The organism is Bradyrhizobium sp. BR13661 (genome assembly GCF_029892425.1).
Classification (GTDB): domain Bacteria; phylum Pseudomonadota; class Alphaproteobacteria; order Rhizobiales; family Xanthobacteraceae; genus Bradyrhizobium.
This window is the reverse complement of sequence record NZ_JARXWB010000013.1, coordinates 79,400-91,637: the sequence shown is the minus strand read 5'-3', so window position 1 is coordinate 91,637 and position 12,238 is coordinate 79,400. Positions and strand designations below refer to the sequence as shown.

Genomic DNA, 12,238 nt, shown 5'->3' with positions numbered 1-12,238 from the left:
TCGCATGAGCGCACCCGTCCGCCTCTCGGTGATGGGAGCGGGTCTCATCGGCAAGCGACATATCGAGCACATTCTCGCGCGGCCGGAGGCGATGCTGTCGTCGATCGTCGATCCGGCGCCGGCGGCACGAGAGTTGGCGGTTTCGCTGAAGGTGGATTGGTATCCGTCCTTTCAGGACATGCTTTCCGGAAATCGGCCGGAAGGCGTGGTTGTCGCCACTCCCAACCAGATGCACGTCGCCAACGGAATGGATTGTATCGCGGCTCGCATCCCGGCGCTGATCGAGAAGCCGTTAGCGGATGACGTCGCTGCTGCCCAGGGCCTGGTCGAGGCCTCCGAGCGCGCGGGCGTGCCGCTGCTCACCGGCCATCATCGTCGTCACAATCCGATGATCCAGCGCGCCAAGGCAGAGATCGACAGCGGCCGGCTCGGCCCGATCGTGTCGGTGCATGGCATGTTCTGGCTGATCAAGCCGGACGATTATTTCGATGCGGCCTGGCGCCGCGAGAAAGGGGCGGGGCCCGTTTTCCTGAATCTCATCCACGATGTCGACCTGCTGCGATGCCTGTGCGGGGATATCGTCGCGGTCCAGGCTGCCCAATCCAACCGGCTGCGGGGCAACGCGGTTGAAGAGACCGCGGCGATCCTCCTGCACTTCGCCTCGGGCGCGCTGGGCACGGTCAATGTCTCCGACACCATCCAGTCGCCTTGGAGCTGGGAATTCACGGCCGGTGAGAACCCTGCCTATAGTCACACGCAGGAGGCCTGTTACCAGATCGGCGGCACCAGAGCATCGCTCGCAATTCCGCAGCTGGATCTATGGCATCACCCGAGCAAGGCCAGCTGGTGGGCGCCGATTGAGCGCGAGCGGCTGAACTACGAGAAGGCAGACCCGCTTGGCCTGCAGATCGCAAACTTCTGTGGGGTGATCCGCGGCACGACCGAACCTGTGGTGAGCGGGCGCGAGGGACTGAAGACCCTCAGAGTGATCGACGCGGTCAAACGCGCAGCGGAAACCGGGGATATCGTATCGGTTTGATTGTAGGAAAGCATTTTGGCGGACAACGCTTTACTCCAATCGCGAGTGTAACAGACAGTTAAGCAGAAACACAAATGACATCCCGAGGGCAAAGCGCTTCGCGCCTCAGTTAATGATCGACGCGCGAGGAAGGACGCAGAAGTTTGCGGCGGTCTTCGCAAAGATCATGCACGACAACGAGATCTCATGCGCCTGGAACGCTGACTGGTCCACGCGCAGGAGCCGCGATCTTTTCTCACAGAGCAACTTCCAGCCAGGCTGTCCTATAAGAAACGCAGTTCAGATCTTCGCACCCGGGCCTTTCAACGCATTCCAAGCCGCCTGGTTCGCTTGATCGAATGCCTTCCTGGATTCCGCCAGCGCAGCGCTCAGCACTGACCATGACTCGCTGCCCGCCTGCTTCAGTTTTTGTAGACGCGCCTCCGCCTCGGAAGCATCGGATTTCAACTGCTTGAGCGCGGCATCGAAGTCGCCGGTGTGAGTTGCTGCGACCTTGCCGGCCGCATCGCGGAACTTGTCCGCCGCGTCACGCCAGGCGTTGGCTTGCGCGGAGGCAATCTCCTTGAAGGTGGCCTGCTGCTGTTCGAGCTGCTTGCCGGCGCTTTCGAAGTAGGTCTTCATCTGCGCCTCGAAACCGCTCCATTGCTTCTCAAGCTCCATTCTGCCGCGAGCCCAGGCGCTTTCGCCGGCTTCCCGTTGGGTCTTGAGCTGTGCCTGGAATTCGTCGCGTCGCTTCTTCAGATCGTCGATGATTTGACTGGCCTTGACCTCGGACCCGGCCTTGGCTTCGCCAGCCTTGACCTCGAACGAGGCGAGCGCGGCATCCATCTCGTCGATGCGCTCCTTGGCCCAATTCAGGTAAAAATGCACGCTGCTCTGCTCTGACATGACCATCTCCATTGACTAGTCGCGCTGCAATAATTGTCGAACTCGGCCTTGCTCGTGTTGACCTGAGTCAACGGTCATCTCTTCCTGCGTCGCATCCCCTCAAGCCGCGAGATGAGAAGGGAATACTGACCGTTCGGTGGTTCATCCGCGGCCGTTCTGTATCTCGCGATCGGCTCGCGCCGAGGAGACGGAATGCCTCAGAAGACCAAAGCTTGCTCAGCGGCCATGCGCGTACGCCCGGCCGGCTGTTGCAGATAGTCGTGGACCACCTTGCCAAGACCAAGCGTGAGGTCTCTAGTTCAGGCGAAAGAGCGTGAAGGTGTCGCTGCGATCATTGCGACAGGCTGCGCCGCACCAGCCGAGCCTGCGATCAGGCGTCGAATGCCGCGCGAATTGCGGTCTCTTCCCGCGTCTTGCGCGAGAAGGCTCGTGCCTCGGCCGCGAGCCGGCGTCGCCATGGCTCAATCCCGGACCTTGACCGGGTGGCGACTGCGCCAGGCTGTCACGCACCTGCGCGGTCATTGATGTCAATGGACGACTCTCGCCGTCATCGACCGGCATCGGCGAGTTGGTGCTTTGCGCGGCATTGGTCTCATCCAGGCTGCCGGGCTGCGACGCAACCGTGCTGATCTCCTTGTCCGAAGGCTTGGGCAGGAGCTGATTGGTATCGATGACGATCCGTTCCGGCTGCTTCACGGCAGAGTGGATGCGGATTGGCGGCATCGCGGGTTCTGACTGCGCAAATCGGTTGGGCAGCGGCGCCGGCAACACCCAATCGGCTGCCAGGAGGAGGAGGAGCAACGCGCCGCCGACTGACAGCAGATAGCCGCGCAGCGGAAGGATGGGATCGATCGATCCGCTTGCGCGCATCCTTGGAACGGATCGCCTGCTCACGACGGCCGGCTCTCGATCGACCAACGAGTCTCGCTCATTGTCAGATGCCCCACGGCCGGGGATGCTGGCGCGCGAGCTCGGCGTCGAGATAGCCGCGCTCGTCGAGCCACTCTTTGGGGCACAAGGCGCCCGCCTTCGGGTCGACCATGAACCCGTCGCGCTGAAGCGCCGACCGGGAGCCCGTAAGTCCGCTCCAAACCGCGTGCCCGGTGTCCGGATCGACATTCATCACGTTGAAGACCTCTATGAAATTCAGCATGTCGGAACTATCGGTCATCAGGCTCAGGCCGCCCGGAGCGCCTTGTCGTCGGCGAGTTCGAGAGCCATTCCTCGGCGCTCGAGCTCCGATTCGATCAAGTCGAACGCGCATTCAATCGGCGCGATCCAGACGTTGACCCAGTAGATGATGCAGTGGCGCGACAGCAGCAGCATCGGCGTCATGCGAAGGTCCTCCGCGTGGGCCTATGTGCCGCCGGCGCCGGTTCGCGGTCGGCGAGCGTATGCACCCAGGCGATCAGCGAAATCGCAATTCCGAGCGCGAGGCTCACGCCGACGAGCGACAGCGCCACGATCAGGTTGAGCGAGGCGACGGCGAGCCCCGGCAGCGGATTCTCTCTCATGAGCGACAAAAGCAGGGTTGACATTCTCGGTCTCCTTAATAAAATACACCGTATAGTTTATATAAACCACGAGCGGCGCAGGGTGTCAAGGCGAGGGGCTCACAAGCGCGTGTTCGTGATTTTCGGACGGCGACACCGTGTCGTCTTCCGTCGAACGAGATGTCTCAACCGGAGAAAGGATCCGACATGATCAGGTACAGGCTGGCGCTCGTCGCCACGATGGCGTCGCTCGTCGGTGCGACGGCATTCGCACAAGAGAATCGCGGCACGCCGGAACAGAGAGCGGCGTGCACGCCCGACGCTTTCCGTTTGTGTAGCGCCTACATTCCCGATCCCACGGGTGTTGAGGCCTGCCTGAGGCTGAAGAAATCCGATTTGAGCGAAGCCTGCAGAGCGGTGTTCGATCATGCCACGACGGGATCTGCACGGAACAGATAGGACCGCTGGCCGGCGGGGCGGCAGGCTCTCGGCGATGACGCTGGGGATGCGCTGATGTCCGTCCGCGCCGCTCGCCGGAACTGGGAGTGATCAGATGAGCACGGCGTATATCCCCGCTCTTGCCGCGTTCGGAGGTTCGGCCTTCGGTGCGGTCTCGACAATCTTGACTGGATGGTTCGGCCGCCGCCGCAGGCAGCGCGACCGCCATCACGCTCGCTCCTTCACCAAGCGCGAGCGGCTGTACAGGAGCTTCATCGAGGAGGCCTCCCGCCTGTATGCCGACGCGCTCGTCAGCGACAAAGCGGAAATCCCGCAACTCGTCAGTCTCTATACCCTCGTCGGCCGCATGCGGATCCTGTCGAGCGACGAGGTCGTTCATGCGGCCGAGCGGGCCGGCCGCATGATCATCGAGACTTACCTATTGCCAAACCGCACATTCGTGGACCTGCCCGACTTCATCGAGGAAATGGATCCATTGCGGGATTTCGGCGAAGCCTGCCGGTGCGAATTGCTGAATCTTCCGCTGCCCTGAGGAGCAAACAATGCGAGAGCCGATCGAAGACAGGTCCAGATCCGAGAGCACACGACGCAGCATCGTGCAGGCCGCGATCCATCTTTATCGCGAGATCGGCCACAGGAAGACCACGGTGGCCGACATCGCGCGGAGCTCGTCGATGTCCTCGGCCAACGTCTATCGCTTCTTTCCGTCGAAGCGGGCCGTCGAGGAAGCCGTGGTCGCTGAGTTCCTTGATGAATTCACCAAGGCAGCGGCGGAGGCTGCGAACAGCGAAGGATCGCCTTTGCTGCGCCTGGCCGCAAGCTTGACGGCAATGGTCGAGCTCAATGAACAAAGGCGTACGAGGGATCGCAGGCTGCACGAGCTGCTGGCCTTGGCTACCCGTGAAGGCTGGCCGATAGTTCTGTCTCACGCAGATCGGATTCGCGGGATTCTGAGGCCGATCATCGCCGCGGGGCAAGCTAGCGGCGAACTGAACGGAGGCAGTCCGATGGCATTGACCTGTTGCCTCCTGGAAGCGATGGAGGCGTATCTCAGTCCATCGCGGATTTGTCTGGGCACCCTTCGTCCGAGCTTCGACGAGATGATGAGTTTTTGCGTGGCTGCGCTACGCCGCGCGCCACCAGCGCGATCCATCGACATAGCTGCAGAGCGACGGCTGAGGACGGTCGGACAGAGATAAGCTCCGCAGCCCGCCGGACTATCGGGGCCGCATGAGAGGCGGCGTTCGCTAGTGCGGCCAATCGGTCTCGCAAGCTGCCAGGAAGAAACCGACCCGTTCGCGCATGAATGCCGGCAGTTCCTTCTTCAGATCTTTCGAGGTGTCGCCGAGCAGAGATCGAAACAGCATCGGGAGCAGGATCAGATCCAGAAAGATCTGCGCGGTGGCAAGGCCACGTTTGGGGCTGAACGGGCCCTTGGGGGTTCGCGCGAGCTTTTGCGTTGCCTCCTCCAAAAGCCGGGATACGGCCTTCATCGAGCGCTCTCTCGCGGCCTCGTGCACGTTGCGGCTCAGTTCGGGAAAATGCCGTGCCTCGGCGATCGTGACACGCACCACGTCCACCGACTCCTCGATGAACTTCTCGATGATTGCCGTTCCCAGACTCGTCAGCTTGTCCTGGATCGTGCGGCCGTCCGGCGTGAAGCCGTCGAAATCCGTCAATTCGTCGATGGTGCGCGCAACCACGGCTGCGAATAATGCCTCCTTGCCGGCGAAGTGAGCATAGATCGTCGGCTTGCTCGCGGGAGCCATCTCGGAAATGTCGTCGATGCTCGCGCTTCGATAGCCTTTCTCGAGAAACAGCTGTTGGGCCGCATCGATGATGCGGGCCTGGACGTTACCGGCAAGATCTTTGGACGGTCGGCCCCGCTTCGGGCTGCTGGTCTTCTTCATTCTTCGAACTCCCAATCACGACTCTGTGCGCGTCTTCTTCTCGCTTGACACGGGCTGCGGGAAAAGGCAAGAAAAAGAAAATATACGGTATAGTTTAATAATGCGCCGATGCCGCTTCCCGGATCGGCTTCGGCGGCTACACCGGATGATCGGGCGCCCGCAAAGGTCGGGCGTTGGGCTCCCGATCATCCGAACCCACGAAGGAGAGTGTCGTGACTCTGTCCAACCTGGACCCGTTGACTCGGCAGGAGGGCATCCTGCTGCGCGAGCTGCATCACAGGGTCGCCAATGGCGTTGCCTCGGCCATCGATCTGGTCGCGGCCGCGGCCGTCCGTGTTGAAGGGACGGAGGCCAAGCGCGCCTTGAGCGATGTCGTCGATCAGCTGCATGGCTACGCCGACGTGCACCGGGCGCTGACGATGCCCGCAGGCGACGCCCTGATCCACGCCGCGACCTATCTCCGCAAATTGGGTTGCGGCATGCGCCGGGCGCTGCTCGACCGAATGAACATCCAGCTGGCGTTCGCGACCCAATCCCTGGCACTGCAGCCGGAACGCTGCTGGCGGCTCGGCCTGATCGTCCACGAGCTCGTGACCCATGCGGCGAGGCACTCGTGTTTCGATGCGCGCGCCGGCCAGGTCAAGATCAAGCTGGCCCGTATCGGCTCGGTGGCGAACTGTGTGATTGCGGACAACGGCTCGCGGTCGGCGCGCCACGCCTCCGAGCGCGAATTTCGAATCATCAGGGAGCTCGCAAGGGCTCTCGGCGGCCGGATCGAGCAGGGGTTCGGCACCGAGTTCACCTCGGTCGTGCTGTCGTTTCCGCTGACCGAGCGGGAGCGGGCAGCGAACTGGACGATCGCGACGCGTCAGATGAAGTTGCCGCGGCGAAAGCAAGGGCTTGTTTCCGATCAGATGAAGCTGACGCGAAGCGGCCCTGGTCCGGGTCACGACAGCGGCCCCGTTGCAAGACCGCTTAATTCAAACCTGTTTTGCCAGCAGCAGGGCGACCTGGCTGTTTCCCGTCAGGTAGCGGATGCGCTCGGCGGGCTCTTGTCACCCAGCAATCACACGGATGCGCGATGAGGTCACAGTCTTCATTTCCAACCCGATCTGCCCGAGTTCAGGGCAGGCCGAAGGCTCTCCTGCTGTTCGTCGCGCTCGTCGCGACTGCGCTCGGCGGCTGCAAGGACCAGGTCGCTCCCGTGGGCGCCAGTGCAGCGATCGTCCGAACCGCCGTCGTGCAGCCACGCGACCGGCAGAGTCCCATGACGCTGACGGGTGAGGTCCAGGCGCGTTTCCGCGCCGATCTCTCGTTTCGCGTCAGCGGGCGCGTGATTGCGCGCATGGTGGATGTCGGTGCGCATGTCAATGCGGGCCAGGTCCTGGCGCTGCTCGATCCCGCCGAACAGCAGGCTGATGTCGATGCAGCGACGGCGGCTGTGGCCTCTGCGGAAGCTCAACTGCGTGTGGCGAAGGCCACCTTCGAGCGGCAGAAGGCCCTGATCACAAGCGGCTTTACCACTCGCACGGTCTACGATCAGGCGCAGGAAGGGCTCCGAACAGCGGAAGGTGTACTGGACGCAGCGAGAGCGCAACTCGGCACGTCCAAGGACGCGCTTGGCTACACCGTCCTGCGCGCCGAAGCGGACGGCGTCATCACTGCGCGAAATCTCGAGGTCGGCCAGGTCGTGCCGGCCGCACAACCCGTGTTCTCGCTGGCACAGGACGGCGAGCGGGATGCCGTGTTCGACGTCTACGAGTCCGTTTTCCTTGGCCAAACCGACAGCCGCCGCGTTGCGTTGGCGCTGGTTTCGGATTCAGCCGTGACGGCCTCCGGATTGGTGCGGGAAGTTTCCCCGGCCATCGACGCGAAGAGCTCGACGATCCGTGTCAAGGTATCGATCCAGGATCCACCGGCCGCGATGACGCTCGGCAGCGCCATCGCAGGAACCGTCCGGACGAAGGCACAAAAGCAGATCGCGTTGCCCTGGACCGCGCTGATGGCGCTCGGCAAGAGGCCGGCGGTCTGGACCGTCGATCCGGCGACGCGGACGGCGTCGCTGAAACCGGTCACGGTCGGCGGCTACGAGGCCGGCGAGGTGCTGATCAAGGCGGGGCTCGAGCCCGGCGAGCGCGTCGTCGTCGATGGCGGCAAGCTGCTGAGCGTCGGCCAGCCCGTGACCTATGAAGGAGACCGATCATGAAGATCCAGGTCGCGATGATCACGGCGGTGCTGGCGTCGACATTGCTGCTCGCCGGCTGTCAGCAGGAGACGAAGGCACCGGAGCCCGTGCGGCCTGTGCTGTCGATGCTGCTCGAGCCTAACCGCACGGACAGCGCCGTTGCCATCGGCGTGGTCGAGCCCCGCTACAAGACCAATCTCGGCTTCCGTGTGCTGGGGCGGCTCACCTCGCGTCCCGTCTACGTCGGCGATCTCGTCAGCGAAGGACAGATCGTCGGCACCATCGACCCCACGGCGCTCGATCTCGCCGTGCGGGCGGCCAAGGCGCAGCTTGCCAAGGCACAGGCGCAGCTTGCGACGACAAGAGCCGCGGAAGAGCGCCAGCGCACCCTCATTACCAGCGATGCGACGACCAGGCAGATGCTGGACAATGCCGAACAGGCCCGCGCCGGCGCCGAAGCGACCGTCGCGCAGGAGCAAGCCAACCTGACGAAGGCGATCGAGCAACTCGGCTACGCCCAGATCAAGGCCGGCTTCGGCGGGGTCGTCACTGCCGTCGGCGCTGAAGTCGGCCAGGTGGTCTCGCCCGGTCAAAGCGTGGTCACGGTCGCAAGGCCCGACATTCGCGAGGCAGTCGTTGACATCGGAGAGGATTTCCCGGCGCCGCTCGAAGTCGGATTGCCGTTCACGGTCAGCCTGCAACTTCTTCCGGCCGTGCAAGTCGAAGGCCGGATTCGCGAGATCGCGCCGCAGGCAGACGCGCTGACGCGCCTGCGCCGGGTTCGGATTGCGCTGGACACCCCCCCTGAGAGCTTCCGTCTCGGCGCGACCATCACGGCAAAGCTCGGCAAGGATCAAAGCCCGATCTTGCGTCTGCCGGCCTCAGCCGTGCTTGCCGAGGACGGCGCCATTTTCGTCTGGGTGGTCGACCAGCCGGCCAACACCGTATCGCGGCACAGGATCGACGTTGCCGTCGATCAGACCGGGTTCCGCGTCACCGGCGGGCTTGCGCCCGGCGCCCGCGTGGTCACGGCCGGAGTCCACAGCCTCAAGTCGGGACAGCATGTCCGCATCGAACAGGATCAAGAACCATGAAGTCGTTCAACCTTTCCGACTGGGCGCTCGGCCATCGCTCGCTCGTCTGGTATTTCATGATCGCCTTCATGGCGGCCGGCCTCTTTGCCTATCTCCAACTGGGGCGGCAGGAAGATCCTGACTTCACCATCAAGACCATGGTCATCCAGGCCCAGTGGCCGGGCGCCTCGCCCGAGGAGATGACGCGCCAGGTCACCGACCGGATCGAGAAGAAGCTCGAAGAGCTGGAGTCGCTCGACTACACCAAGAGCGTGACCGTCTCCGGTCAGACCACGGTCTTCGTCTATTTGCGGGATTCGACCAAGGCGGCTGACGTGAAGCCGACCTGGGTGCGCGTCCGCAACATGATCGCGGATATCAAGGGCGATTTTCCGCAAGGCGTGATCGGACCCGGATTCAACGACCGCTTCGGCGACGTGTTCGGGAACATCTATGCTTTCACCAGCGACGGCCTGAGCCAGCGCCAGCTCCGAGACGAGGTCGAGGACATCCGCGCCAAGGTGCTGACGGTCCCGGATGTCGGCAAGGTGGACATTCTCGGAGCACAGGACGAGGTGATCTACCTCGAATTCTCCACCCGCAAGATCGCGGCGCTGGGTCTCGACGTCCACTCGATCATGAACTCGCTGCAAGGGCAGAATGCGGTTGCGCCTTCCGGGGTGTTCCAGGAAGGGCCGGAGCGGATCAGCGTTCGCGTGAACGGCCAGTTCACGTCCGAGGCGAGCCTGAAGGCGGTCAATCTTCGCATCAACGACCGCTTCTTCCCGCTGACGGATGTCGCGACGATCACGCGCGGCTATGTCGATCCGGCCAGGACACTCTTCAGGTACAACGGCCAGCCGGCGATCGCGCTCGCGATTGGCATGAAGTCCGGCGCCAACCTTCTCGAGTTCGGCGAGAAGCTGAAGGAGCAGATGACCAAGGTGATCGCCGACCTCCCGATCGGGGTCGGCGTGCATCTCGTTGCCGACCAGCCTGTCGTGGTCGAGCACGCGGTGTCCGGCTTCACCGAGGCTCTGTTCGAGGCGGTCATCATCGTGCTCGGCATCAGCTTCCTGAGCCTTGGCATGCGCGCCGGCCTCGTGGTTGCGATCGCCATTCCGCTCGTGCTGGCCATCACCTTCGTGGTGATGGCCTATGCCGGCATCTCGCTGCAGCGCATCTCGCTGGGGGCACTCATCATCGCGCTCGGGCTGCTCGTCGACGACGCCATGATCGCCGTGGAGATGATGGTGGCGCGGCTCGAGATCGGCGATCCGATCGAAAAGGCTGCAACCCACGTCTATACCTCGACCGCGTTCCCGATGCTGACGGGCACGCTGGTCACGGTGGCCGGGTTCATCCCGATCGGCCTGAACAGCAGCAATGCCGGTGAGTTCACCTTCACCTTGTTCGTCGTGATCGCGGTCTCGCTGCTCGTATCGTGGATCGTCGCCGTGCTGTTCACGCCGCTTCTCGGCGTCACCATCCTGCCGGCCAGGATGAAGGGGCATCACGAAAAGAAGGGGCGACTGGCGCAGATGTTCGCGCGCCTGCTTCTCTTCTGCATGCATCATCGCTGGAGCACCATCGCGGTGACTGTCGGAGCCTTCCTGCTCGCCATGTTCGGGCTGCAGTTCGTGCAGCAGCAGTTCTTCCCGTCGTCGGACCGCGCCGAACTCGTGATCGACTGGAACCTGCCTCAGAACGCCTCGATTGCCGACACCAACGCGCAGATGGCGCGCTTCGAGCGCGAGCAGCTCCAGACCAACACGTCCGTCGAGCACTGGTCGACCTATGTCGGTACCGGCGCGCCGCGCTTCGTGCTGTCGTTCGATCTTCAGACCGCCAATAGCTGGTTCGGTCAGCAGGTGATTGTGACCAAGGGAGGCATTGCCGCGCGCGACCGTCTCAAGGCGCAGTTCGAGGACTATCTGAGGACTACATTTCCGGGCACCGACACCTATGTGAAGCTGCTCGAGGTCGGCCCCCCTGTCGGGCGCCCGGTGCAGTATCGTCTGAGCGGACCTGATATCGCCAAGGTCCGCGACCTCTCCCAGAAGCTTGCCGGGATCGTACGCACCAGCCCCGATCTCGGCAACGTGGTGTTCGACTGGATGGAGCCTGCGCGCGTCGTCAAGGTCGACGTGCTCCAGGACAAGGCGCGCCAGCTCGGCGTCACTTCGGAAGACATTGCCACCACCTTGAACTCCGTGCTCGAGGGCACGCCGGTCACCCAGGTGCGCGACAGCATCTATCTTATCAATGTCACGGGGCGGGCGACCGCGCCGGAGCGTGCCTCGATCGATACGCTGCGCGATCTGCAACTGACCGGGCTTGGCGGCCAGTCCGTGCCGCTCGGCGCCGTCGCCAATCTGCGCTACGAACTCGAGCAGCCGACGATCTGGCGCCGCGCGCGGATTCCGACCATCACGCTCAAGGCGGCCGTCGTCGGCAGCGTTCAGCCGAAGACGATCGTCGACCGGCTTGCGCCGAAGGTGGCCGAGTTCACGCGGGAGCTGCCGGCGGGGTATTCAGTGAAAATCGGTGGCTCCGTTGAGGAAAGTGCCAAGAGCCAGTCTCCGATCGTCGCCGTCGTTCCGCTCATGCTGTTCGTCATGGCCACCGTGCTGATGGTGCAGCTGCAGAGCTTCGCGCGTCTCTTCCTGGTCTTTGCAGTCGCGCCGCTCGCGCTGATCGGTGTGGTCATGGCCATGCTTCCAAGCGGGGCGCCGCTGGGCTTCGTGGCGATCCTGGGCGTGCTCGCGCTCATCGGCATCCTGGTCCGCAATTCCGTGATCCTGATTGTGCAGATCGAGGACCTCAAGAAAGAGGGGTGGCCAGCCTGGGAAGCCGTGGTCGAAGCCACCGAGCACCGTATGCGGCCGATCCTGCTGACCGCAGCTGCCGCGAGCCTCGCGCTGATTCCGATAGCCCGCGAGATTTTCTGGGGGCCCATGGCCTACGCCATGATGGGCGGAATCATCGTCGGCACGTTGCTGACGCTCCTGTTTCTGCCGGCCCTCTACGTGGCGTGGTTCAGAATCCATCCCGATTGCAGCGATGACCACGCCGCGCAGGAGACCAGGGCTCCGGAGCCGGATCCGTCTTCGATGGAATGGACGCCAACGCACGATGTGCCGGAGGCCGCTCTCGAACCGCATGGTTGACAGGGTGATGCGATTGCGAGC

13 protein-coding genes are annotated in these 12,238 nt (G+C 63.4%); 7 read left to right on the top strand and 6 right to left on the bottom strand.

The annotated features are described in order from the left end of the window. Window positions 1-4: 4 nt before the first annotated feature. On the top strand, window positions 5-1,039 hold the full coding sequence (locus tag M2427_RS21625) for a Gfo/Idh/MocA family oxidoreductase (protein ID WP_280708663.1): 1,035 nt from the start codon (window positions 5-7) through the stop codon (window positions 1,037-1,039). Window positions 1,040-1,318: 279 nt separating this feature from the next. Here M2427_RS21625 and M2427_RS21620 read toward each other — a convergent pair whose 3' ends face one another. From M2427_RS21620 to M2427_RS21600, 5 genes are all read right to left on the bottom strand, one after another. Continuing rightward, a complete protein-coding gene (locus tag M2427_RS21620; RefSeq protein WP_280708662.1) occupies window positions 1,319-1,927 on the bottom strand; it encodes a hypothetical protein in 609 nt (202 codons plus the stop codon). 294 nt (window positions 1,928-2,221) lie between these two features. Further along, entirely contained in the window at window positions 2,222-2,797 is a 576-nt protein-coding gene (locus M2427_RS21615; protein WP_280708660.1) for a hypothetical protein, read from the bottom strand. Between the two features lie 64 nt (window positions 2,798-2,861). Beyond that, window positions 2,862-3,098 (bottom strand): hypothetical protein, encoded by a 237-nt coding sequence (locus M2427_RS21610; protein WP_280708659.1) that lies wholly within the window; start codon window positions 3,096-3,098, stop codon window positions 2,862-2,864. A 5-nt stretch (window positions 3,099-3,103) separates the two neighbouring features. Beyond that, window positions 3,104-3,262 carry a hypothetical protein gene (locus M2427_RS21605; RefSeq protein WP_280708657.1) on the bottom strand — a complete coding sequence of 53 codons (159 nt, stop codon included), beginning with the start codon at window positions 3,260-3,262 and terminating at the stop codon, window positions 3,104-3,106. Next, window positions 3,259-3,465 carry a hypothetical protein gene (locus tag M2427_RS21600; RefSeq protein WP_280708656.1) on the bottom strand — a complete coding sequence of 69 codons (207 nt, stop codon included), beginning with the start codon at window positions 3,463-3,465 and terminating at the stop codon, window positions 3,259-3,261. The genes M2427_RS21605 and M2427_RS21600 overlap by 4 nt, the downstream gene beginning before the upstream one ends. 508 nt (window positions 3,466-3,973) lie before the next feature. Here M2427_RS21600 and M2427_RS21590 point away from each other — a divergent pair. Both M2427_RS21590 and M2427_RS21585 read left to right on the top strand, forming a co-directional pair. Further along, window positions 3,974-4,411: a hypothetical protein gene (locus M2427_RS21590; protein WP_280708654.1), complete on the top strand. Its 438-nt coding sequence runs from the start codon at window positions 3,974-3,976 to the stop codon at window positions 4,409-4,411. A gap of 10 nt (window positions 4,412-4,421) precedes the next feature. After that, window positions 4,422-5,078 carry a TetR/AcrR family transcriptional regulator gene (locus M2427_RS21585; protein WP_280708653.1) on the top strand — a complete coding sequence of 219 codons (657 nt, stop codon included), beginning with the start codon at window positions 4,422-4,424 and terminating at the stop codon, window positions 5,076-5,078. A gap of 48 nt (window positions 5,079-5,126) precedes the next feature. On the opposite strand, the gene M2427_RS21580 is transcribed toward M2427_RS21585, so the two are convergent. Further along, on the bottom strand, window positions 5,127-5,789 hold the full coding sequence (locus M2427_RS21580; RefSeq protein ID WP_280708652.1) for a TetR/AcrR family transcriptional regulator: 663 nt from the start codon (window positions 5,787-5,789) through the stop codon (window positions 5,127-5,129). Between the two features lie 212 nt (window positions 5,790-6,001). On the opposite strand from M2427_RS21580, the gene M2427_RS21575 reads away from it, so the two are divergent. Genes M2427_RS21575 through M2427_RS21560 form a run of 4 tightly spaced genes read left to right on the top strand, consistent with a single transcriptional unit; the run spans window position 6,002 to window position 12,217 of the window. Further along, window positions 6,002-6,874, top strand: a complete 873-nt coding sequence (locus tag M2427_RS21575) for a sensor histidine kinase (RefSeq protein ID WP_280708651.1) — start codon at window positions 6,002-6,004, stop codon at window positions 6,872-6,874. After that, the gene (locus tag M2427_RS21570; RefSeq protein ID WP_280708650.1) at window positions 6,871-7,995 is read left to right on the top strand and encodes an efflux RND transporter periplasmic adaptor subunit; all 1,125 of its coding nucleotides are present in this window, start codon (window positions 6,871-6,873) and stop codon (window positions 7,993-7,995) included. The genes M2427_RS21575 and M2427_RS21570 overlap by 4 nt, the downstream gene beginning before the upstream one ends. Continuing rightward, complete coding sequence (locus M2427_RS21565) at window positions 7,992-9,068, top strand: efflux RND transporter periplasmic adaptor subunit (RefSeq protein WP_280708648.1); 1,077 nt, start codon at window positions 7,992-7,994, stop codon at window positions 9,066-9,068. The genes M2427_RS21570 and M2427_RS21565 overlap by 4 nt, the downstream gene beginning before the upstream one ends. After that, the gene (locus M2427_RS21560; protein WP_280708646.1) at window positions 9,065-12,217 is read left to right on the top strand and encodes an efflux RND transporter permease subunit; all 3,153 of its coding nucleotides are present in this window, start codon (window positions 9,065-9,067) and stop codon (window positions 12,215-12,217) included. Before M2427_RS21565 ends, M2427_RS21560 begins: the two co-directional genes overlap by 4 nt. The last annotated feature ends 21 nt before the right edge of the window (window positions 12,218-12,238 follow it).

What these genes read in the sequence shown, in the direction of transcription:
- M2427_RS21625 (WP_280708663.1), top strand. Translation starts at nt 5, where the DNA reads ATGAGCGCACCCGTCCGCCTCTCGGTGATGGGAGCGGGTCTCATCGGC.
- M2427_RS21605 (WP_280708657.1), bottom strand. Translation starts at nt 3,262, where the DNA reads ATGACGCCGATGCTGCTGCTGTCGCGCCACTGCATCATCTACTGGGTC.
- M2427_RS21585 (WP_280708653.1), top strand. Translation starts at nt 4,422, where the DNA reads ATGCGAGAGCCGATCGAAGACAGGTCCAGATCCGAGAGCACACGACGC.
- M2427_RS21580 (WP_280708652.1), bottom strand. Translation starts at nt 5,789, where the DNA reads ATGAAGAAGACCAGCAGCCCGAAGCGGGGCCGACCGTCCAAAGATCTT.
- M2427_RS21620 (WP_280708662.1), bottom strand. Translation starts at nt 1,927, where the DNA reads ATGTCAGAGCAGAGCAGCGTGCATTTTTACCTGAATTGGGCCAAGGAG.
- M2427_RS21570 (WP_280708650.1), top strand. Translation starts at nt 6,871, where the DNA reads ATGAGGTCACAGTCTTCATTTCCAACCCGATCTGCCCGAGTTCAGGGC.
- M2427_RS21600 (WP_280708656.1), bottom strand. Translation starts at nt 3,465, where the DNA reads ATGTCAACCCTGCTTTTGTCGCTCATGAGAGAGAATCCGCTGCCGGGG.
- M2427_RS21560 (WP_280708646.1), top strand. Translation starts at nt 9,065, where the DNA reads ATGAAGTCGTTCAACCTTTCCGACTGGGCGCTCGGCCATCGCTCGCTC.
- M2427_RS21615 (WP_280708660.1), bottom strand. Translation starts at nt 2,797, where the DNA reads ATGCGCGCAAGCGGATCGATCGATCCCATCCTTCCGCTGCGCGGCTAT.
- M2427_RS21590 (WP_280708654.1), top strand. Translation starts at nt 3,974, where the DNA reads ATGAGCACGGCGTATATCCCCGCTCTTGCCGCGTTCGGAGGTTCGGCC.
- M2427_RS21565 (WP_280708648.1), top strand. Translation starts at nt 7,992, where the DNA reads ATGAAGATCCAGGTCGCGATGATCACGGCGGTGCTGGCGTCGACATTG.
- M2427_RS21610 (WP_280708659.1), bottom strand. Translation starts at nt 3,098, where the DNA reads ATGACCGATAGTTCCGACATGCTGAATTTCATAGAGGTCTTCAACGTG.